The organism is Rhodococcus sp. OK611 (genome assembly GCF_003050885.1).
Classification (GTDB): domain Bacteria; phylum Actinomycetota; class Actinomycetes; order Mycobacteriales; family Mycobacteriaceae; genus Rhodococcus_G; species Rhodococcus_G oryzae.
Genome location: NZ_QAOZ01000004.1, coordinates 185,333 through 204,255, shown reverse-complemented (window position 1 = coordinate 204,255; position 18,923 = coordinate 185,333). Strand labels below are relative to the sequence as shown.

General features: G+C 69.4%; 19 protein-coding genes. 10 read left to right on the top strand and 9 right to left on the bottom strand.

What is annotated here, in order from left to right; all coding sequences use genetic code 11:
* Nucleotides 1-339 precede the first annotated feature (339 nt).
* The 5 genes from C8K38_RS06655 to C8K38_RS06635 all read left to right on the top strand — a co-directional run bounded on the left by C8K38_RS06655 (nt 340) and on the right by C8K38_RS06635 (nt 5,560).
* Nucleotides 340-1,236: a sulfurtransferase gene (locus C8K38_RS06655; RefSeq protein ID WP_097210513.1), complete on the top strand. Its 897-nt coding sequence runs from the start codon at nt 340-342 to the stop codon at nt 1,234-1,236.
* Nucleotides 1,233-1,646, top strand: a complete 414-nt coding sequence (locus C8K38_RS06650) for a SufE family protein (RefSeq protein WP_097210512.1) — start codon at nt 1,233-1,235, stop codon at nt 1,644-1,646. The genes C8K38_RS06655 and C8K38_RS06650 overlap by 4 nt, the downstream gene beginning before the upstream one ends.
* A 106-nt stretch (nt 1,647-1,752) precedes the next feature.
* Entirely contained in the window at nt 1,753-3,165 is a 1,413-nt protein-coding gene (locus tag C8K38_RS06645; RefSeq protein ID WP_097210511.1) for a condensation domain-containing protein, read from the top strand.
* Nucleotides 3,166-3,353: 188 nt separating this feature from the next.
* Nucleotides 3,354-5,141, top strand: a complete 1,788-nt coding sequence (locus C8K38_RS06640) for an acetyl/propionyl/methylcrotonyl-CoA carboxylase subunit alpha (protein WP_097210510.1) — start codon at nt 3,354-3,356, stop codon at nt 5,139-5,141.
* An 83-nt stretch (nt 5,142-5,224) separates the two neighbouring features.
* The gene (locus tag C8K38_RS06635; RefSeq protein ID WP_097210509.1) at nt 5,225-5,560 is read left to right on the top strand and encodes a hypothetical protein; all 336 of its coding nucleotides are present in this window, start codon (nt 5,225-5,227) and stop codon (nt 5,558-5,560) included.
* On the opposite strand, the gene C8K38_RS06630 is transcribed toward C8K38_RS06635, so the two are convergent.
* Nucleotides 5,553-6,359, bottom strand: coding sequence for a tyrosine-protein phosphatase (locus C8K38_RS06630; protein WP_097210508.1), 807 nt, complete (start codon nt 6,357-6,359; stop codon nt 5,553-5,555). The genes C8K38_RS06635 and C8K38_RS06630 overlap by 8 nt on opposite strands.
* Before the next feature lie 33 nt (nt 6,360-6,392).
* A complete protein-coding gene (locus C8K38_RS06625; protein WP_179800465.1) occupies nt 6,393-6,764 on the bottom strand; it encodes a MerR family transcriptional regulator in 372 nt (123 codons plus the stop codon).
* 51 nt (nt 6,765-6,815) lie between these two features.
* Between C8K38_RS06625 and C8K38_RS06620 the strand changes: the two genes are divergently transcribed.
* Entirely contained in the window at nt 6,816-7,457 is a 642-nt protein-coding gene (locus C8K38_RS06620) for an NAD(P)H-dependent oxidoreductase (RefSeq protein WP_097210507.1), read from the top strand.
* 12 nt (nt 7,458-7,469) lie between these two features.
* Here C8K38_RS06620 and C8K38_RS06615 read toward each other — a convergent pair whose 3' ends face one another.
* Nucleotides 7,470-7,925, bottom strand: a complete 456-nt coding sequence (locus tag C8K38_RS06615) for a carboxymuconolactone decarboxylase family protein (RefSeq protein ID WP_097210506.1) — start codon at nt 7,923-7,925, stop codon at nt 7,470-7,472.
* 73 nt (nt 7,926-7,998) lie between these two features.
* Here C8K38_RS06615 and C8K38_RS06610 point away from each other — a divergent pair, with 73 nt between their 5' ends.
* Nucleotides 7,999-8,877, top strand: coding sequence for a sigma-70 family RNA polymerase sigma factor (locus tag C8K38_RS06610; protein ID WP_097210505.1), 879 nt, complete (start codon nt 7,999-8,001; stop codon nt 8,875-8,877).
* 4 nt (nt 8,878-8,881) lie between these two features.
* Here C8K38_RS06610 and lat read toward each other — a convergent pair whose 3' ends face one another.
* Both lat and C8K38_RS06600 read right to left on the bottom strand, forming a co-directional pair.
* Nucleotides 8,882-10,213, bottom strand: coding sequence for an L-lysine 6-transaminase (gene lat / locus C8K38_RS06605; protein ID WP_097210504.1), 1,332 nt, complete (start codon nt 10,211-10,213; stop codon nt 8,882-8,884).
* 65 nt (nt 10,214-10,278) lie between these two features.
* Nucleotides 10,279-10,719: an Lrp/AsnC family transcriptional regulator gene (locus C8K38_RS06600; protein WP_097210503.1), complete on the bottom strand. Its 441-nt coding sequence runs from the start codon at nt 10,717-10,719 to the stop codon at nt 10,279-10,281.
* A gap of 50 nt (nt 10,720-10,769) precedes the next feature.
* Between C8K38_RS06600 and amaB the strand changes: the two genes are divergently transcribed.
* Entirely contained in the window at nt 10,770-12,290 is a 1,521-nt protein-coding gene (amaB, locus tag C8K38_RS06595; protein WP_097210502.1) for an L-piperidine-6-carboxylate dehydrogenase, read from the top strand.
* Here amaB and C8K38_RS06590 read toward each other — a convergent pair.
* The 3 genes from C8K38_RS06590 to C8K38_RS06580 are packed head-to-tail and all read right to left on the bottom strand — an operon-like array spanning nt 12,241 to nt 15,514.
* Nucleotides 12,241-13,122 carry an SDR family oxidoreductase gene (locus C8K38_RS06590; protein ID WP_097210501.1) on the bottom strand — a complete coding sequence of 294 codons (882 nt, stop codon included), beginning with the start codon at nt 13,120-13,122 and terminating at the stop codon, nt 12,241-12,243. The genes amaB and C8K38_RS06590 overlap by 50 nt on opposite strands.
* Nucleotides 13,119-14,582, bottom strand: a complete 1,464-nt coding sequence (locus tag C8K38_RS06585) for a flavin-containing monooxygenase (protein ID WP_097210500.1) — start codon at nt 14,580-14,582, stop codon at nt 13,119-13,121. Before C8K38_RS06585 ends, C8K38_RS06590 begins: the two co-directional genes overlap by 4 nt.
* On the bottom strand, nt 14,579-15,514 hold the full coding sequence (locus tag C8K38_RS06580) for a patatin-like phospholipase family protein (RefSeq protein WP_097210499.1): 936 nt from the start codon (nt 15,512-15,514) through the stop codon (nt 14,579-14,581). The genes C8K38_RS06585 and C8K38_RS06580 overlap by 4 nt, the downstream gene beginning before the upstream one ends.
* A 68-nt stretch (nt 15,515-15,582) precedes the next feature.
* Between C8K38_RS06580 and C8K38_RS06575 the strand changes: the two genes are divergently transcribed.
* Both C8K38_RS06575 and C8K38_RS06570 read left to right on the top strand, forming a co-directional pair.
* Nucleotides 15,583-16,200, top strand: coding sequence for a TetR/AcrR family transcriptional regulator (locus C8K38_RS06575; protein WP_097210498.1), 618 nt, complete (start codon nt 15,583-15,585; stop codon nt 16,198-16,200).
* Nucleotides 16,197-17,222 (top strand): acyl-CoA dehydrogenase family protein, encoded by a 1,026-nt coding sequence (locus tag C8K38_RS06570; RefSeq protein ID WP_097210497.1) that lies wholly within the window; start codon nt 16,197-16,199, stop codon nt 17,220-17,222. Before C8K38_RS06575 ends, C8K38_RS06570 begins: the two co-directional genes overlap by 4 nt.
* A gap of 28 nt (nt 17,223-17,250) precedes the next feature.
* Here C8K38_RS06570 and C8K38_RS06565 read toward each other — a convergent pair whose 3' ends face one another.
* On the bottom strand, nt 17,251-18,918 hold the full coding sequence (locus tag C8K38_RS06565) for an alpha/beta hydrolase (protein WP_097210663.1): 1,668 nt from the start codon (nt 18,916-18,918) through the stop codon (nt 17,251-17,253).
* Nucleotides 18,919-18,923 lie beyond the last annotated feature (5 nt).

Here is an 18,923-nt window from a genome sequence, read left to right as displayed (position 1 = left end):
GGCGAGTGCTGGGCACGCGAATTACGCACGCGGATCGGCGCGTGTCTGTGCGGGAGACTACGAGACACCGCGGGCATCGCGCATGCGAATGGTCCAATTGTCCGACAAATTACAAGGGAGCCCCCGGATCGATTCGACATCGAATCGATGCAGGTCAACGTGCCACAAGGCGGCTAACGACGATTCCCCTACCGGCGTTGTCCGGAGTCCGAAACCGCGAACTATACACTTCATCCCGCGCGAGGCCCGCGCCGATCGACGTCGGCGCGGGCGGCACACCCGGCGCCGTCAGCTTAGAATCGACGGCGACCCATTTGCCGCCTCGTCAGGAGATCCCCAGTGCCCGTAGCGCCCGACCCGAACCCCTCCTTCGCGGCGTACGCCCATCCCGAACGACTGGTCACCTCCGAATGGTTGGGCGCTCACATCGGCGCACCGGGCGTCAAGATCGTGGAGTCGGACGAGGACGTGCTGCTCTACGACGTGGGCCACATCCCGGGCGCGGTGAAGATCGACTGGCACCTCGACCTCAACGATCCGGTGACCCGCGACTACATCGATGGCGAGGCCTTCGCGGACCTGATGAGCCGCAAGGGCATCAGCCGCGATGACACCGTCGTGATCTACGGCGACAAGAGCAACTGGTGGGCCGCCTACGCGCTGTGGGTGTTCACCCTCTTCGGCCACGAGGACGTGCGACTGCTGGACGGCGGCCGGGACGCGTGGATCGCGGAGGACCGGGGCACCACGCTCGACGTGCCGGAGAACCCTCGCACCGACTACCCGGTGGTCGAGCGCGACGATGCCGCCATCCGCGCCTTCAAGGACGACGTCCTCGGGCACCTGGGCAAGGGACCGCTGATCGACGTCCGCTCGCCCCAGGAGTACACCGGCGAGCGCACCCACATGCCCGACTACCCGGAGGAGGGCGCCCTCCGCGGCGGCCACATCCCGACCGCGGCATCGATCCCGTGGGCAAAGGCCGCGGCGCCGGACAGCCGGTTCCGCTCCCGCACGGAGCTGGAAGAGATCTACGCCGCCTACGCGCCGACCGACGACGTGGTCGCGTACTGCCGTATCGGCGAGCGGTCGAGCCACACCTGGTTCGTGCTCACCCACCTGCTCGGCTTCGACAAGGTGCGCAACTACGACGGTTCCTGGACCGAGTGGGGCAACGCGGTGCGGGTCCCGATCGCCAAGGGTGAGGAGCCCGGAGAGGTCCCGGCGACCGCATGAGCCTGCCCGAACCGCTCGCCGAGATCGTCGACGACTTCGCCGCCGTCGACGGTCAGCAGAAGCTGCAGTTGTTGCTCGAGTTCAGCCGCGAACTCCCCGATCTGCCCGCCGAGCTCGAGCAGGCGGCGATGGAACCGGTCCCCGAGTGCCAGTCGCCGCTGTTCCTCTCGGTCGACGCCGCCGACAGGGAGCACGTGCGGTTGTACTTCAGCGCCCCACCCGAGGCGCCGACGACAAGAGGCTTCGCGTCGATCCTGCACCAGGGCCTCGACGGCCAGAGCGCCAAGGCAATTCTCGATGTCCCCGCCGACTTCTATTCGGCGCTTGGCCTCGCGGAGGCGGTGAGCCCGCTCCGGCTACGCGGGATGTCCGCGATGCTGACGCGCATCAAGCGACACCTCACGGACTGATCGAGACCTGCACACCGACCCGCCCGCCGGTAGACTCCCGGACGGGCGGGTCAGTGTTGTCCTCCCCATCCATCAGCACACCACTCGCAAGAATTGGATGTTGCCAATGGAATTCACCGAACTCTCCGATTACCCCATCTCCGCGGGCACCCTCACCGAGTGGCTCCCGTCCGCGCCCTTCGACGACGGATCGTCGCCCTGGTTCGACGATCCCCGGCCCGCGTCGTACGTGCACGAGGCTCGCCTGCGTCAGGCCACCCGCACCACCGGTCCCGAACACGGATCGTGGCTCGGGACAGCATTCGAGATCACCGGACAGCTCGACACCGCGGCCCTCGCACACGCGCTGAACGAGTGGATCGATCGGCACGAGGCGCTGCGAAGTCACGCGAGCATCAGCCCGACCACAGGCGCGGTCAGCCGTCACACGATCGAGACGGGGCGGGTTCGGGTCACCGCCCGCAGCCACGGCTACCGGACCAGCGGTGCAGAGAACCACGCCGACCTGGCCGAGCTGTTCGACGGCTGCACGTCCCCGCTGTCCTGGCCCTCGTATGCCTTCGCCACGCTGGTGCCGCCCGGCCCCGACGATCGCTTCACCGTGTTCCTCGCGGCCGACCACGCGATCATCGACGGCCTGTCCGTCGTGATCGTCGCGCAGGAGATCGAGGCGCTGTACCGGCAGGCCCGCGGCGGCATCGACGCCGACCTGTTCCCGGTGGGCAGCTACGTGGACTTCGGGGCCCGTGAACGGGACACCGCGGCCGAGCTGGACCCCGGCCACCCGGTGGTCGAACTGTGGCGGTCGACCCTCGATCACTGCGGCGGGACCCTGCCCGAGTTCCCGCTCGACATCGGCGCCGCCGACCCCGGCCCGGTGCCGCAGAGCGGCGTGTCCGCGTGGGCGCTCGACGCCGACGGCGCGGACGCGTTCACGCTCGCCTGCCGCAAGCTCGGTCACAGCTTCTTCGCGGGCACCCTCGCGTGCCTCGGCATCGTCGGAGCCGAGCTCGCGGGCGAGCCGCGATTCGAGGCGGTCACCCCGATGCACACCAGGAACGACCCGCAGCTGGCCGCGTCGGTCGGCTGGTATGTGGGACTCGGCCCGATCTGCTTCGACGTGTACGGCGCCCAGTCGTTCGGCGAACTGGCGGCGCGCGCGCAGGCGCAGATCGCGGCGGCGAAGCCCGCGGCCCGGTATCCCTACGAACGGGTCAGTGAGGTCCTCACCACCGCGGCCAGGCCGCGATTCGTCGTCTCCTACATGGATCTGCGCTTCGTTCCTGCGGCGACGCAGTGGCCGGAATGGAACGCGCGGGCCCTGCGGAGCAAGCAGTACGAGCACGACGTGCACATCTGGGTGAACCGAACCCCTCGAGGTGTGAACATCGCCGCCCGGTACCCCGACACCGGTGAGGCGGCGGCCAACGTCCACCGCTATCTCGGCCGGCTCCGGAACCTGATGGAGGAGGTCGTGGGCACCGGTACCTGCACGCTCGCGGACCAGATCACCCGGTGACCGGAAGAATTACTGGTCAGTAGGGTTTGGCCGCCCCACGGGGCCTTCGCGACGAATTCGCTATCCGATTACATAGGGCCGGTGGGCGATGCCTACACTCCGATGTGATGCCCGTAACCACCCCGCCGGGTACGACCCCCGGAAGGGGATCGAACAGCGGGTACCCCTTGCGACAAACAGGAGGCTCAGTGCCCAGTCATGCCAGCGCGCACATCACCAAGGTGCTCGTCGCCAACCGCGGCGAAATCGCCGTGCGTGTGATCCGGGCGGCAGCGGACGCAGGCCTGGCCAGCGTCGCCGTGTACGCCGAGCCGGATGCCGACGCGCCGTTCGTGCGCCTTGCCGACGAGGCCTTCGCCCTCGGCGGCCAGACATCCGCCGAGTCGTACCTCGTGTTCGACAAGATCCTCGACGCAGCGAAGCGGTCCGGTGCCGACGCGATCCACCCCGGCTACGGCTTCCTGTCCGAGAACGCCGACTTCGCCCAGGCCGTCATCGACGCCGGGCTGATCTGGATCGGTCCCTCGCCGCAGTCCATCCGCGACCTCGGAGACAAGGTCACCGCCCGGCACATCGCCGAGCGCGCCAAGGCCCCGATGGCCGCAGGCACCAAGGACCCGGTCAAGAACGCCGACGAGGTCGTGGAGTTCGCCAAGCAGTACGGCGTCCCGGTCGCGATCAAGGCCGCCTTCGGTGGCGGTGGCCGCGGCATGAAGGTCGCCCACACCATCGAGGAGATCCCCGAGCTCTTCGACTCCGCCACCCGCGAGGCGATCGCCGCCTTCGGCCGCGGCGAGTGCTTCGTCGAGCAGTACCTCGACAAGGCCCGCCACGTCGAGGCCCAGGTCATCGCCGACCAGCACGGCAACGTCATCGTCGCGGGCACCCGCGACTGCTCGCTGCAGCGCCGCTTCCAGAAGCTGGTCGAGGAGGCGCCCGCGCCGTTCCTCACCGACGACCAGCGCGCCCGCATCCACTCCAGCTCCAAGGCCATCTGCAAGGAGGCCGGCTACTACGGCGCGGGCACGGTCGAGTTCCTGGTGCAGGGCGACACCGTCTCGTTCCTCGAGGTCAACACCCGCCTGCAGGTCGAGCACCCCGTCACCGAGGAGACCGCCGGCATCGACCTCGTCCTCCAGCAGTTCAAGATCGCCAACGGCGAGGAGCTGGAGTTCACCGAGGATCCGGCACCGCGTGGCCACTCCTTCGAGTTCCGGATCAACGGCGAGGACGCGGGCCGCGGCTTCCTGCCCGCCCCCGGGCCGGTCACCAAGTTCGTCCCCCCGACCGGCCCCGGCGTCCGCATGGACTCCGGCGTCGAGTCCGGCTCCGTCATCGGCGGCCAGTTCGACTCGATGCTGGCCAAGCTGATCGTCACCGGCGCCACCCGCGACCAGGCGCTCGCCCGCGCCCGCCGCGCGCTGGCCGAGTTCCACGTCGAGGGCCTCGCGACGGTCATCCCGTTCCACCGCGCCATCGTCGAGGACCCCGCGTTCATCGGCAACGGCGAGAGCTTCGACGTCTACACCAAGTGGATCGAGAACGAGTGGAAGAACACCGTCGAGCCGTTCACCGCCGGTGAGGCGCTCGACGAGGACGAGGCGCTGCCGCGTCAGTCCGTCGTGGTCGAGGTCGGCGGACGCCGCGTCGAGGTGTCGCTGCCCGGGCAGTTCTCGCTCGGCGGCGGCGGGTCCACCAACGGTGCCACCCGCAAGAAGCCGAAGCCGCGCAAGCGTGGCGGCGGCGCGGGCGGAGCCGCGTCCGGTGACGCCGTCACGGCCCCCATGCAGGGCACTGTCGTCAAGGTCGCCGTCGAGGAGGGCCAGGAGGTCGCCGAGGGCGATCTGATCGCCGTGCTCGAGGCCATGAAGATGGAGAACCCCGTCAACGCGCACAAGGCCGGCATCGTGACCGGACTGGCCGTCGAGCCGGGCGCCGCCATCACCCAGGGCACCGTCCTGGCCGAGCTCAAGTAGCTCGCAATCCAACGACGAACGCCCCGACCGCATCAGCGGTCGGGGCGTTCGTCATTACATCGAGAGACGGGAACGGCGAGTAGATGGAACCGATCGAGGTCAACGCGGGCGCCTGGTACCTGCGCGCGCTGCGCGCCGACGAGCGGGTCGACGACCGGCCCGCCCTCGCCGACGGCGGGATCGACGACCCTGACTACGTCGCCACCCGCACCGCGCAGTGGGCGTCCGACGAGCACTACTCGTGGGCGGTGTGCCAGCCGAACACCGGAGAGCTGCTCGCCGAGGTGGGCCTGACCCTGGACGGACCCAGGGCCGTGCTGGCCGGCTGGGCCCGTCCAGGGCACGAGGATGCGCTCGGTACTGCGACGACCGTCATCCGCCGGTTCGCCGAGGGCGCGTTGGAGCTGACTGTTACGTGAGCAGGTTCGTGCGCAGCGCGTCCCGGTCGGCCGCCGAGATCCCGAGGCCGTCCGCGAAGTAGCCCTCGAAGTCGCCGAAGCCGGAGCGAACCTGCTCGATCGCGGCCTCGAGGTAGGGCCTGCGCACGCCGAGGATCGGCAGGAGGAGGTCGGGGTTGCCGCCCGCGGCACGGAACTTGTCGAAGACCGGCTCGAACGAGGGCAGCAGCTGCTCGTTGGTCAGCAGGTAGTCCGCGAACGCGTCCTCCTCGCTGACCCCGAGGAACAGCAGCAGCGACGCCGACGCCCAGCCCGTCCGGTCCTTGCCGGTGGTGCAGTGGATCAGCGCGGGCGCGCCCTCCGCGCGCGCCAGGTCCGTGAACAGCATGCGGTAGGACGAGACCGCGCTGGGCAGGGTGACGAACTCTCCGTAGACCTTGAGCAGGAATTCGTTGGTGTCGCCGGTGCCGAGCAGCTGCTCCGCCACCTTCGGGTCGGTGAGGATGTGCTGCATCATCGCCGGGGCCGCGCTCGGGTCGGTGTCCGCGAGGACGTCCAGCGCCACCTCCTTCGCGCCGCTCGGGGCCCGGTCGGGCAGCAGCTCCCGCTCGGATTCGGTCCGCAGGTCGAAGACCGTGGTGATCCCCAGGGCGTCCAACGCGGCGACGTCACCGTCGGCCACGCGCCCGAGGTCGGTCGACCGGTAGACGACGCCGGTCCTGACCCGGGCCCCTTCTGCCGCCGGGTAGCCGCCGATGTCGCGTAGGTTGGGCACCGAAGGGATGGGAATGCCGGCGCCGACCGTGGAAGAAGTGCTCATATCAGCACGGTAGACCACGATCCCGCGCCGCTCTCAGGCCCGCCCGTAATTTCGTTCGATGTTTGAACGGATTTCATGGATGCTCGCCTTCTCGGCGAGCAGACGCGCGATACCCGCGTCCAACTGGCGACTGCGCTCGTCGAGCTTGGCCAGAGCGGCCTCGCGCTCGTCGTCCGATGGGTTCGGCTCGTCGCCGCACACGATGTGCAGCATCGCGGCCGCCTCGGACAACGTCAGACCCGATGCCAGCAGGCATCGGACATCGTCGACCGTCTTCGCGTCCTCGAGCGCGTAGCGGCGATAGCCGTTGAGGTCGCGGCCGGGCGAGAGCAGGCCGGCGCTCTCGTAGTGACGAAGCATCCGGGCACTCGCGCCCGTCACGGCACTCAGCTCACTGATCCGCATCAGCCCTCCACCCTTGACATTGACGTTAATGTCATACTTTACGTTGGCCGCATGACAAACGAAACGACTCGACCGAACGTGGTTCTCGTGGTTGCCCATCCGGACAACGACTCGGCCACCTGGGCCATCGGCCGCGCAATCGAGCAGGGCATCGAGACCGACGGGAACGCGACCGTCACGACGCACGACCTCTCTCGAGCGGGATTCGATCCCGTCTTCGGCGAGCAGGATCTCGCGCACTACCGGCAGGCCGGTGCCGTCCCCGCCGACGTGCTGCGGGAGCAGCGACTCCTCGATTCCGCGGACGTGGTCGTCGTCCTCTTCCCCGTGTACTGGTGGGCCATGCCCGCCCTCGCCAAGGGCTGGATCGACCGCGTGTTCACCCGCGGCTGGGCCTACGACGACGGCCCGGACGGCGGTCCGAGCGCGATCGACCAGCTGCACTTCGTCGGGGTCGCCGCCGTCGACGGCGGAACCTACGATCGGCGCGGCTACCGCGAGGCGATGACCACCCAGCTACAGCACGGCATCGCGGGATACTCCCGAATCGAGGAGTCGTCCGTGCGGCTGCTCTTCGGAGCGGAAACCGATGACCCGCAGGTGCACGAGCACCTGATCGCCGAGGGCTACAAGATCGGCGCCGACATGGCGCAGCGTGCGCAGCTCGTCTTCGATCGGGCCGGCGAATCCTGAGCTGGGCGCCTACTACCCCCAAGCCCCCGCGACCTGCCGGGTGGCGGCGTTCACCCGATTCCAGACGTTCACCGTGGCGATCGACAGGATCAGCGACGCCAACTCCTGCTCGTCGTAGAGGTCCGCGGCCTCGTCCCACACCTGGTCCGGCACCGCGTCCGCCCGATCGCTGAGCCGGGTGACCGCCTCGGCCAGCGCCAGTGCAGCGCGTTCGGCGTCGGTGAAGTACGGAGTCTCCCGCCACGCCGCGACGGCGAACACCCGCTCGTCCGACTCGCCGCCCTTCTTCAGCTCGCGGGCGTGCATGTCGACACAGACGCTGCAGCCGTTGATCTGGCTGGCCCGCAGGTGGACCAGCTCGTGTGTGGTCTTCGGAACGGTGCCGCTCTCGCTCGCCTTGCCCAGCGCCAGCAACGCTTCCATCGCGCCTGGAACCACCATTGCCGGGTTGCCCATTCGTGCCTGCATAATGACCCCTCCAGTGTTGTCCGGGTTTTCGTCCGTCACAGTGATGACGGAACGCGACGGGAGAATGTGACAGATGGACGAGAACGACTCCTTGGCGCTGCGTTTCGAGGACCACCGCACCCATCTGCTGGCGGTGGGCTACCGAATGCTCGGCTCGTTCAGCGATGCCGACGACGCGATCCAGGAGACCTGGCTGCGACTGAGCCGGTCCGAGGCCGAGAGCCTCACGAATCTCGGCGGGTGGCTGACGACGGTCATGGGACGGGTCTGCCTGGACATGCTGCGCTCTCGCAAGGTCCGCCGCGAGGACTCCATCGACGACCAGCAGCTGCCCGATCCGATCGTCAGCGCGGTGGAGGGCACCGACCCCGAACACGAGGCGCTGCTCGGCGATTCCGTCGGCCTCGCACTGCTCGTGGTCCTGGACACCCTGACCCCCGCCGAGCGCCTCGCCTTCGTGCTGCACGACATGTTCGCGGTGCCCTTCGAGGAGGTGGCGGCCGTCGTGGGGAAGACCACCGCCACCACCCGGCAGCTCGCCAGCCGCGCCCGCCGCCGCGTCCAGGACTCGACCCCGGTACCCGATCCCGACCTCGCCCGACAGCGGGAGGTCGTGGACGCGTTCCTCGCCGCATCCAGGGGCGGCGACTTCGACGCCCTCGTCGCCGTCCTCGACCCCGACGTGGTGCTCAGGGCCGACACCGGCGTCGGAATCCTGAAGGTGGTTCGCGGGGCGGAGGCGGTGTCCGCGCAGGCGCTCAGCTTCGCGCGGTTCGCCCACTCGTCCGTGCCCGCGCTCGTCAACGGCACGGTCGGAATGGTCAACGCACCGGACGGCCTGCTGCAGTCGGTCATGGCCGTGACCATCACGAACGGCCGGATCGTCGAGATCCACATCCTCGCCGATCGCCCTCGTCTGGAGCGCCTCGAGCGGGAGGCAGCCAGGGGCTGACGCGCTACCGGCTCAGCAGCCGATCGAGCGCATCGACTGCGGCGTCGAGTTCGGCCACCGTCACCGTGAGCGGTGGCCGGAACCGGATGCCGCGCTCCCCCGTCGCCAGGATCAGAACGCGCTCGCGTTCGCGCATCTGGGTGACGAGGGCATCGCGCCTGGCGGTCGAGTCCAGGGTGCATGCGCACATCAGCCCCCGCCCGCGGGGGTCGGTCACGGTCGGGTGCCGCTCGGCCAGTTCGACGAGCCGCGAGAGCAGGTGCGCGCCGAGCAGCCGGGCCCGGTCGATCAGCCGGTCCCGTTCGATCACCTCGAGGATGCGGCGGGCCCGGACCATGTCGGCCAGGTTGCCGCCCCAGGTCGAGTTGATCCGCGAGGCCACCCGAAACACGTTGTCGGGCACCTCGTCCACGCGACCACCGGCCATGATCCCGCACACCTGCGACTTCTTCCCGAACGCGACCACGTCGGGCGCGAGCCCGAGCTGCTGGTACGCCCACGCGGTCCCGGTCAGTCCGACGCCGGTCTGCACCTCGTCGAGCAGGAAGAGGGCGTCGCGCTCGTGGCACAGCGCCGCCATCTGCTGGAGGAACTCGGGCCTGAAGTGGTGGTCCCCGCCCTCGCCCTGGATCGGCTCCGCGATGAAGCAGGCGATGTCGTCGGGATGTCGATCGAACGCCAGTCGCGCCTGTGCCAGCGCCCGCTCGTCGGCCTCGTCCGCGTCGCGGCCGGGCTCGAGGAAGGGGGCGTCGATGCGAGGCCAGTCGAACTTCGGGAACCGCGCGACCTTGTTCGGGTCGGTGTTGGTCAGCGACAGCGTGTACCCGCTCCGGCCATGGAAGGCGTGGGTCAGGTGCAGCACCCTGGTGCCGAGCGCCGGATCGAGCCCGCGGGCCTCGTTCGTCCGGCTCTTCCAGTCGAACGCCACCTTGAGCGCGTTCTCGACGGCGAGCGCCCCGCCGTCGACGAAGAACAGGTGTGGCAGTGCCGGGTCGCCGAGGACCCGGACGAAGGTGCGCACGAACTCTGCCATCGGCACGGTGTAGATGTCGGAGTTGCTCGGCTTGTTCACCGCGGCGGTGGTGAGCTCCGCCAGGAAGGTCTCGTCCGCCGCGAGGTCGGGGTGGTTCATCCCGAGCGCCGAGGACGCGAAGAAGCCGAACATGTCCAGGTAGGTGGTGCCGTCGCGCTGATCGACGAGCCGCCGCCCGTGCGATCGCTCCAGATCCAGGACCAGGTCGAAGCCGTCGACCAGCAGGCTCGCCCGCAGCACCTCGTGCACCTCGTCAGGGGCGAGGCCGGGGACGGGCCGAGAACGCCGGATCGCGGTGCTCATACCCCAAGATTATGTTAATAATCCTGTCAGAGTCACTAGTATGTGGAAAATTGTTCGGCACTTAGCTAGTCACCGTAAAATGTTTGCAGAATGATGGTGCTGCGCGTCCGTACGTTCGCGGTCGACCGGATCTCCTGCAGCAGCGCCTCGAGCGCCCGCGGCGACGCCACTCGCACCAGCAGGACGTAGCTCTCCTCCCCTGCGACCGAATGACAGGCCTCGATCCCCGGGATGTGCTCGAGGCGGGCAGGCGCGTCATCGGGACTGGACGGGTCGAGAGGGGTGATCGCGACGAACGCCGAGAGCTGGTTGCCCAGCGCTTCCGGATCGACCTTCGCGGCGTAACCCCGGATCACCTGACGGGCCTCCAGCCTGCGCACCCGGGTCTGGACGGCCGACACCGACAACCCCGCCTTCTCGGCAAGCGTCGCCAGCGTGGCCCTGCCATCGGCGATCAGTTCACGCACCAACAGGGTGTCGATCTCGTCCAGTGTGTCCGGCACCAAGGCAGGCTAACTCAGCGGACACTGGAGCAGGCACCGACAGGAGGAACACCATGGACCTTCCCGACACCGAGACCCTGCGGACGATGGCCGAGACGGCGTTGCGCGCATGCGGTGCCCGTGACGAGCACCCGTCGTCCGATGGCACCCTGCTCGCCCGCACCCCGATCACCGGCGGAGTCCTGTGCCGGCTGACGCCGTCCACACCGGCGCAGGTCGCCGACGCCATCACCGACGCGCACGACGGATTCCTCCAGTGGCGGACGGTGCCGGCACCGCAGCGTGGCGCGCTGATCCGACGGCTCGGCGAACTGCTGACCGAGCACAAGTCGGACCTCGCCACCCTCGTCACGCTCGAGGCGGGAAAGATCACCTCCGAGGCGCTCGGTGAGGTCCAGGAAATGATCGACATCTGCGAGTTCGCGGTCGGCCTGTCCCGCCAGCTGTACGGCAGGACCATGGCGTCCGAGCGCCCCGGACACCGCCTGATGGAGACCTGGCATCCGCTGGGCGTGGTCGCGGTGATCTCCGCGTTCAACTTCCCTGTGGCGGTGTGGTCCTGGAACACCGCGATCGCCCTGGTGTGCGGGGACACCGTGGTGTGGAAGCCGTCGGAGCTGACGCCGCTGACCGCGATCGCGTGTGATGCATTGCTGCGCAGGGCCGCCGAGGACGTGGGCGCGCCCGCCGGGGTCCATCGCCTTGTCCTCGGCGCCGGTCCCGTCGGTGAGCAGCTCGTCGACGACCCGCGGGTCGCCCTTGTCAGCGCGACCGGGTCGGTCCGGATGGGCAGGGAGGTCGGACCGCGGGTCGCGCAGCGCTTCGGCCGGTGCCTGCTCGAGCTCGGCGGAAACAACGCGGCCGTGATCGCGCCGTCTGCAGACCTCGACCTGGCCGTGCGGGGGATCGTGTTCTCCGCGGCAGGCACGGCAGGCCAGCGGTGCACCAGCCTGCGCAGGCTGATCGTGCACTCCTCGATCGCCGAGGAGACGATCGAGCGGGTCGCAGCCGCCTACCGGCAACTCCGCGTCGGCAACCCACTCGAGGCGGACACCCTCGTCGGTCCGTTGATCCGCGAACGATCCTGGGAGGCCATGACGGTCGCGCTGGACAAGGCCAGGGCGGACGGCGGCACCCTGGTATGGGGCGGCGAACGGGTGGAGTCGGACGGCGGCCACTACGTCTCCCCCGCGCTGGTCCGGATGCCCGCGCAGACCTCGGTGGTGCGCGAGGAGACCTTCGCCCCCATCCTCTACGTGCTCACCTACGAGGCCCTCGACGAGGCGATCGCGCTGCACAACGATGTGCCGCAGGGGCTTTCGTCCGCGATCTTCACCACCGACCAGCGCGAGGCCGAACGGTTCCTCGCGGCGGACGGCTCCGATTGCGGGATCGCCAACGTGAACATCGGCACCTCAGGAGCGGAGATCGGCGGTGCATTCGGCGGCGAGAAGGAAACCGGGGGCGGCCGCGAGTCGGGATCCGATTCGTGGAAGGCCTACATGCGGCGCGCCACCAACACCGTCAACTACTCCGATCAGCTTCCGCTCGCGCAGGGGGTGAAGTTCGGCTGATCGACTTCACCCGTTCGTCATAGTCTGCTCGCCCTGCCGGGTCGACGGACGTCACCGCCCGGTTCCCGCCGATCACCCGGCGCACCAGGGTGATCAGCGCTTCGGGGGCCAGCGCCAGGCCGACATCCAGTGCGGCCAGGTAGCCGGGCACCGGGGTCTGCGCGCGCCGCGTCGACACCGTGCGCACGACCGCCGCCGCGATGTCCTCGGGGTCGACGGTCGGCAGCCCCTTGCCGAGCGGGAGCCCAGAGGTCAACGTCGTCCGCACGGCACTGGGCAGCACCGTGGACACGCTGACGCCCGCCTCCGCGAACTCGAGGCGGGCCGTCGAGGAGAGTCCGACGGCGGCGAACTTGCTGGCGTTGTACACGGCCAGCCCCGGGATCGCGATCTTGCCCGCGAGCGAGGCGACGTTGACGATGTGGCCGCGGCCGCGTGCGACCATCGCGGGGGCCACCGTCCGCATGCCGTGGATCAGCCCCCACACGTTCACGTCGAGGGTGGTCTCGCCGATCTCGTCCGGTTCGTCCAGGAAGGCGGCCACCGGCATCACGCCTGCGTTGCCGACCAGGATGTCGATCGGGCCAAGATCGGCGATGACGCCTGCGACGCAGGCATCCCACGACGCCCGGGTCCGCACGTCGAGCGTGTAGGCCCGTGCCGCCGAACCGATCTCGGCCGCGACCTCGTCGGCCGCGCCGCGATCGAGGTCGGCGACCGCGATCAAGGCGCCGCGCGCGGCCATGGCGTGTGCGGTCGCACGGCCGATGCCACGGCCCGCTCCGGTGATGAGGACGACCGCACCGCGCAGATCGATCTCGGGATACTTCATCGCGTCTCCATCTCGTATGCACGCTCGTCGAACTCGCCGAGCCTGGTCTTCATCCGCGCCGTGGACCACGGCCAGTTGAAACTGTTGCGCCCGTTCACGTCCAGGAAGTAGCTCTGGCATCCGCCGGCGTTGTAGACGGTGGTGGCCAACGCCTGCTGCACCTCGGCATTGAAGGCCGCCTGCACCTGCTGGCGGGTCTCCATCCGGGTCCAGTTGCCGTCCTTGGCCGCGGCGATCGCCTTCGCCAGGTATCCCAGCTGCGCCTCGAGGATCATGAACGCCGAGGTGTGGCCGGTGCCGAGCGCCGGGCCCAGCAGCACATAGGCATTGGGAAAGCCGGCGATCGTGGTGCCGAGGTAGGCCTGCGGGCTGCCCTTCCAGTGCTCGTCGAGGCTGCGGCCCTCACCGTCGAAGATCTTGCCGCCGATCGGCATGTCGAGGATGTGGAAGCCGGTGCCGAAGATGATCGCGTCGACCTCCCGCTCGGCACCGTCGGCCCCGACCACGGTGTTGCCCCGGACGGAGGCGACCGCGTTGGCGTGCACCTCGACATTGGGGCGGGTCAGCGCCGGGTAGTAGGTGTTCGACAGCAGCATGCGCTTGCAGCCGAGGGTGTAGTCGGGCGTGAGTGCCTTCCGCAGCTCCGGGTCGCGCACCTGGGCACGCAGCTGCGCCTTGCCGATCTGCTGCACGATCCGCAGGATCCACGGGTGCCGGAATCCGAGCCCGAGCGCCTCCATGATCGAGTACTCGATCGCGCGCAGGGCGCGATGCGCGCCCGGGACACGGCGCATCACCCAGCGTTCAGCCTTCGGCACGTGATGGTCCGGCTTCGGCAGCACCCATTGCGCCGTGCGCTGGTAGAGGTGTAGCTCCCCCACGGTCGGTGCGATCGCGGGCACGAACTGCACCGCGGAGGCGCCGGTGCCGACGACCGCGACGCGCTTGCCTGCCAGGTCGTAGTCGTGATCCCAGCGCGAGGAGTGGAACACCTTGCCGCCGAAGGTGTCCAGGCCGGGGATCGGCGGCACCAGCGGCTCGTTCCATGGCCCGACGGCCGCGACGACGGAGTTCGCGGTGAGCGTGCCCGTCGAGGTCTGCAGCACCCAGCGGTGGGCGGGCTCGTCCCAGTCCGCGCGGATCAGCTCGGTGCCGAATCGAACGTGCGCGTCGACCCCGTGTTCAGCGGCGGTGCGGTCGATGTAGCCGCGGATCTCGTCCTGACCCGCGAACAGCCTGGTCCACTCCGGATTCGGCGCGAACGAGAACGAGTACAGGCCGGACGGGACGTCGCAGGCGCACCCGGGGTAGTCGTTGTCGCGCCAGGTGCCACCGACCGAGTCGCCCTTCTCGAGGATCGCGAAGTCCGTGATCCCCATCCGTCGCAGGGTGATCCCGGCGCCGATGCCGGAGATGCCGGCCCCGACGATGAGGACCTCGAAGTGCTGTTCCTGTGTCATGCGAGCGCCTTTCGGGTCGTGCGGAGGGCGGCCTCCAGCGTGGCCAGACGCCTGCGGTCGTCCATGAAGTTCGGGCCCATCACGGCCAGGTCCTCGGCGGTGGCGTCGAGCCGGATGACCCGGGTGCCGGCCGCCTCGACGGTGGTGATCTCCGCGTCCAGGCCCGCGCTCATCCAGCTCCGCAGGACCAGTCGTTCCGCGCGGGCGGCTCCCCTGGCGCGGACGGGGCCGGTGGAGGCCATCGGCGCCAGCACCACCAGTTCGTCGAGTTCGAGCGGGGCGAGGACGTCCGCGGACGCGGTCGAGGCGGCGCCGCCGTCGACGTAGCGGCGGCCCTTGATCCGGACGGGTGGCATCCAGCCCGGGATCGCCCAGGACGCGCGGAGCGCCTGCGACAGTGTCGCTTCCGGCGCACCGGGCGAGCCGAACGCGACGCGGGCTCCGGTGTCGTAGTCCATCGCGACGAGCCAGGTCGCGGGGTGCGGGACCCAGGAACGGTCGGGGTTCAGTCCCACCGCGAGCCGGTGCAGCCAGGACGCGTCACCCCCGCCGGGCGGCAGCAACCCGCTCAGTGCCGTCACCGGCGCCACCTCATGGCGCAGGCCCGCGCGCACCAGCTTCGGCGAGCCGAGCCCGAGTCGAGGCAGCGGCGGCACCCGGCCGGGGGCGTCCGCCAGGTGATCGCGCAGCGCCGGATGGGTCGGCTGCTCCCCCAGCTGCATGGCCAGGATCTCGTCCACGCCAACCCCGCTGCCGAGCATGGTGACCAGTTCCGCGCCCGCCGAGGTGCCGACGAGAACGTCCGCCTCGCGGGGGTCCCAGCCGAGGCTGTCGCGCACCGCCACCAGCGCGGCAACGGTCCAGGCCGCGCCGAGAGTTCCGCCGCAACCGATGACGAGGCCGCGACGGAGTTGTCTGTCACTCGAAGTCATATTCAGAAACTAGCAGTATTTGGATACGATGGGTATACCAAGAGTGAGAATATTCGAGAGGACCGCAAATGGCACGCTTGACCAGGTCGGAGAGCCAGGCCCAGACCAGGACCAATCTGATCGCGACCGCCCGCGACCTGTTCCTCGCCGACGGGTTCGCCGCGACCTCGCTCGAGAAGGTCGCCGAGGAGGCCGGCTACTCCAAGGGCGCGGTGTACTCGAACTTCCGCAACAAGAACGAGCTGTGCCTGGAGGTGCTCCAGCTGATCCACGTCACCAAGGGCGCCGAGGTGGCCGAGGTGATGTCGCGGCAGGCGCCGCTGGAGGAACGGCTGACGGCGTTCGAGGACTGGGCGCAGCGCACCCTCGGCGATGTCGGCTGGACGACGCTCGAGTTCGAGTTCATCGTGCTGGCGCGCCACGCCCCGGAGCTGCGGGCCGCGCTCGTGGCCAGTCTCGACATGGCGCGTGGCATCGTGGCGGCCCTGCTCGATGCGCTCACGGCGTCCGGGGAGGTCACGCTCCCGATGTCGGTGGACGACGCCGCGACCAGCGTGCTGAGTATGGGCGTCGGCCTCGGCATCCAGCGCGCCATCGACCCCACGATCTCGACCGGCATCGTCACCCGAAACCTCCGCGCGCTTCTCACTGCTGCCGGCCCCGCGGATCTACCCTCACAGGCGTGACGAACTGGCCCGAGCTCGCACGCGAGATCGCCGACGACGTGCTGTACCCCGCCGCCGACAGCGTCGATGCCGACGGCGAGATCCCGCTCAGTCACTTCGAGGCGCTGGCCGCGGAGGGCTTCTACGGCCTCGCCGCCCCGCCCGAGTTCGGCGGACCCGGTCTCGGTATCGACGACCTGGTGGCGGTGGTGGAGACGCTGTGCGGCGGCTGCCTCGCCACCTGTTTCACGTGGATGCAGCACCACAGCGTGGTCGCGGGGCTGGCTTCGAGCCCGAATCATGATCTGCGCGATGAATATTGGGACGGGTTGATGGACGGGTCGGTCCGGGCAGGCGTCGCCTTCGCAGGCGCCATCCCGCAGCCGCCGCTCCTGTACGCGCGCCGCGTCGAGGGCGGGTACGTGCTCGACGGCGTCGCGCCGTTCGTGACCGGCTTGGGCATCGTCGACATCCTGCAGCTGAGCGCCCGCGACGAGTTCGACGATTCGATCGTGCACGCCATCGTCGACGCGGCCCCCGGCCAGGGCGTGTCGGTGGAGGAGCTGCCGCTGATCGCCGCGCGCGGGAGCAACACCGTCCGGATGCGGTTCGACGGCTTCGAGGTGCCAGACGAGCGGGTGAGCACGGTGGTGCCCCAGGAGGAGTTCGCGGCCGGTCAGGGATTCGGGTCCTGGCTCAACGCGTGCATGGCGATGGGCGTCGCCCGGCGCTGCCTCACCGAGCTCGGCGAGCGGGGCGTGGACACCACCGGATTCGCGTCGGAGGCGACGGCGGTCCGGGCGAATCTCGATGCCGCACTCGGCGGCCGGTTCGACCTCTTCGCGGCGCGGGCCCAGGCCTCCGAGCTCGCGATCCGGGCCGCCGCCGCGCTGGTGACCGCGACGGGCAGCCCCGCGGCCGTCAGCGGCGCCACCGCCGAACGGCTGATGCGCGAGGCCACATTCACACTGGTGGCGGCGTCGAGGCCGCAGATGCGAGCGGCCTTGCTTGGCGAGCTCGGGGCTGACGCCGCCGGCGTCTGAACCGTCTCGACGCGGCGGCCGATCGCCACTACCCGCCGGTGCCGATGACGGTCCTGAGGGTGGCGAGCTGCTCGCCAGTGAGATCCACGGGCTGCAGCACCGCGTTCCATCCGTCGACGTACTCGGACGTGTACTTGTGGCCGTGACCGCCGGGAACGCCGGTGGAAAACGGCAAGTCTGCGGTGATCTGCCAGAACGTCACGAACGGTATCCAGACCATTTCCTCGAGCACGTCCCGCCCCGGCGGCTGACCGATCCAGTCCGGCTCACTCAAGATCAGGTTCGGACTCCACCAGACGATCGGGTCCGAGGGATGCATCAGGTACAGAACGCGGCTGCCGTCCCAGGGGCTCCCCTCGGGGGGAATCCCGGCCTCGGGGTCGTTGCTGAATCGCACCGTTCGCCCGTCCTTGTAGACGGGCTCGACCTCCGGGCTCCCCGGCTCACGCCGGTCGCTGAACTCGCGGAACAGCGTGTTGAAGTTGGGAGGGCCGGCGAACAACGTTCCCGAGGTCCGGTTGCGCAGGTCGTACTCACCGCTGAAGGCGGTCTCGCCGCCGAACGAGCCAAGGCTCTCCCCCGCCACGAACAGCCGGGGACGGGCATCCTGCGGCAATTTCGACCACACGTCGTAGACCGCGTCGAACAGATCGCGGCCCGCCTCCCTGGCCTTCGATTGATCGACCAGGTAGGAAATCCACGACGGCAGGTACGAGTACTGGATCGCCACGGTCGCCGCGTCGCCACCGGTGAGGTACTCGAAGCTGTCCACCAGGGCCGGATCCACCCAGCCGCTCCCGGTCGTCGTCACCACGAGCAGGTTGGCGCGCTGGAAGCCTCCGGCACGGCCGAGGTCCTCGACCGCCAACGCCGCCCTCGACTCGGAATCGTCCGACGACGCCAGACCGGCGTAGCTGCGAATCGGTTCCAGGGCCGGGTGGTCGACGAACTGGCCGATCTGATCGGTGGTCGGACCTGCGCCGATGAAGCTGCGCCCCTGCCATCCAAGCGAATCCCACGGCACCACTGAGCCGGGGCCGCCTGACCGGAGGCCGGTCGCGGGCTGCTGGACACCTTCCGGAGTCATCGTGTCGCGCAACGAGAACGCCCCGTTCGCGACGCTGACGAGGCCTCCGAGCAGCACTCCCGAGACCACCGCGTAGACGATTCCGGCAATCAGGAACCACCCGACAACGCTCGCCGCCCGCTGGCCGATCCACCGGTCGAGCCGCCGCGCGCTCCAGCGATACATGCCGCGAATGCCGCGCGCGATCGCAATGAGGAGACAGAACACCACCGCCGCGACGACGGGCGCGAGCACCACCAGCGGAACGTTGTACTCGGTGACACCCATCAACGCGCGGATCTGGTGCTGCCAGTACTGCCCTGCCGCGAACGAGACTGCGAACAGCACCACCGCACTGACGAGGAAGACCAGCCACGAGCGACGTCCCGGGCGCCGAGCAGCTCTATCCGCGAACGCGCGCCACACGAAGGCCGCGAACACGCCCAGCCCGTACCCGATCGCGGCGGTGATTCCACAGACCACCCCTTGCAGCACACCCCCGCGCGGGAGCAGCGACGGCGTGAACGACAGGCACGCGAAAACGAGTGCACCCCAGCACCCGGGCAGCGTGACATACAGCAGCTTCCTGTGCTCACCGGACTCGGGCGTATCCACGACCGTCGACACCATGGCCA

Bases quoted from the DNA above. Each gene is read 5' to 3' on its own strand.
- C8K38_RS06610 (WP_097210505.1), top strand. From the start codon at position 7,999: ATGGACGAGAACGACTCCTTGGCGCTGCGTTTCGAGGACCACCGCACC.
- C8K38_RS06580 (WP_097210499.1), bottom strand. From the start codon at position 15,514: ATGACTTCGAGTGACAGACAACTCCGTCGCGGCCTCGTCATCGGTTGC.
- lat (WP_097210504.1), bottom strand. From the start codon at position 10,213: ATGAGCACCGCGATCCGGCGTTCTCGGCCCGTCCCCGGCCTCGCCCCT.
- C8K38_RS06565 (WP_097210663.1), bottom strand. From the start codon at position 18,918: ATGGTGTCGACGGTCGTGGATACGCCCGAGTCCGGTGAGCACAGGAAG.
- C8K38_RS06645 (WP_097210511.1), top strand. From the start codon at position 1,753: ATGGAATTCACCGAACTCTCCGATTACCCCATCTCCGCGGGCACCCTC.
- C8K38_RS06620 (WP_097210507.1), top strand. From the start codon at position 6,816: ATGACAAACGAAACGACTCGACCGAACGTGGTTCTCGTGGTTGCCCAT.
- C8K38_RS06650 (WP_097210512.1), top strand. From the start codon at position 1,233: ATGAGCCTGCCCGAACCGCTCGCCGAGATCGTCGACGACTTCGCCGCC.
- C8K38_RS06630 (WP_097210508.1), bottom strand. From the start codon at position 6,359: ATGAGCACTTCTTCCACGGTCGGCGCCGGCATTCCCATCCCTTCGGTG.
- C8K38_RS06615 (WP_097210506.1), bottom strand. From the start codon at position 7,925: ATGCAGGCACGAATGGGCAACCCGGCAATGGTGGTTCCAGGCGCGATG.
- C8K38_RS06590 (WP_097210501.1), bottom strand. From the start codon at position 13,122: ATGAAGTATCCCGAGATCGATCTGCGCGGTGCGGTCGTCCTCATCACC.
- amaB (WP_097210502.1), top strand. From the start codon at position 10,770: ATGGACCTTCCCGACACCGAGACCCTGCGGACGATGGCCGAGACGGCG.
- C8K38_RS06635 (WP_097210509.1), top strand. From the start codon at position 5,225: ATGGAACCGATCGAGGTCAACGCGGGCGCCTGGTACCTGCGCGCGCTG.
- C8K38_RS06575 (WP_097210498.1), top strand. From the start codon at position 15,583: ATGGCACGCTTGACCAGGTCGGAGAGCCAGGCCCAGACCAGGACCAAT.
- C8K38_RS06625 (WP_179800465.1), bottom strand. From the start codon at position 6,764: ATGCGGATCAGTGAGCTGAGTGCCGTGACGGGCGCGAGTGCCCGGATG.
- C8K38_RS06585 (WP_097210500.1), bottom strand. From the start codon at position 14,582: ATGACACAGGAACAGCACTTCGAGGTCCTCATCGTCGGGGCCGGCATC.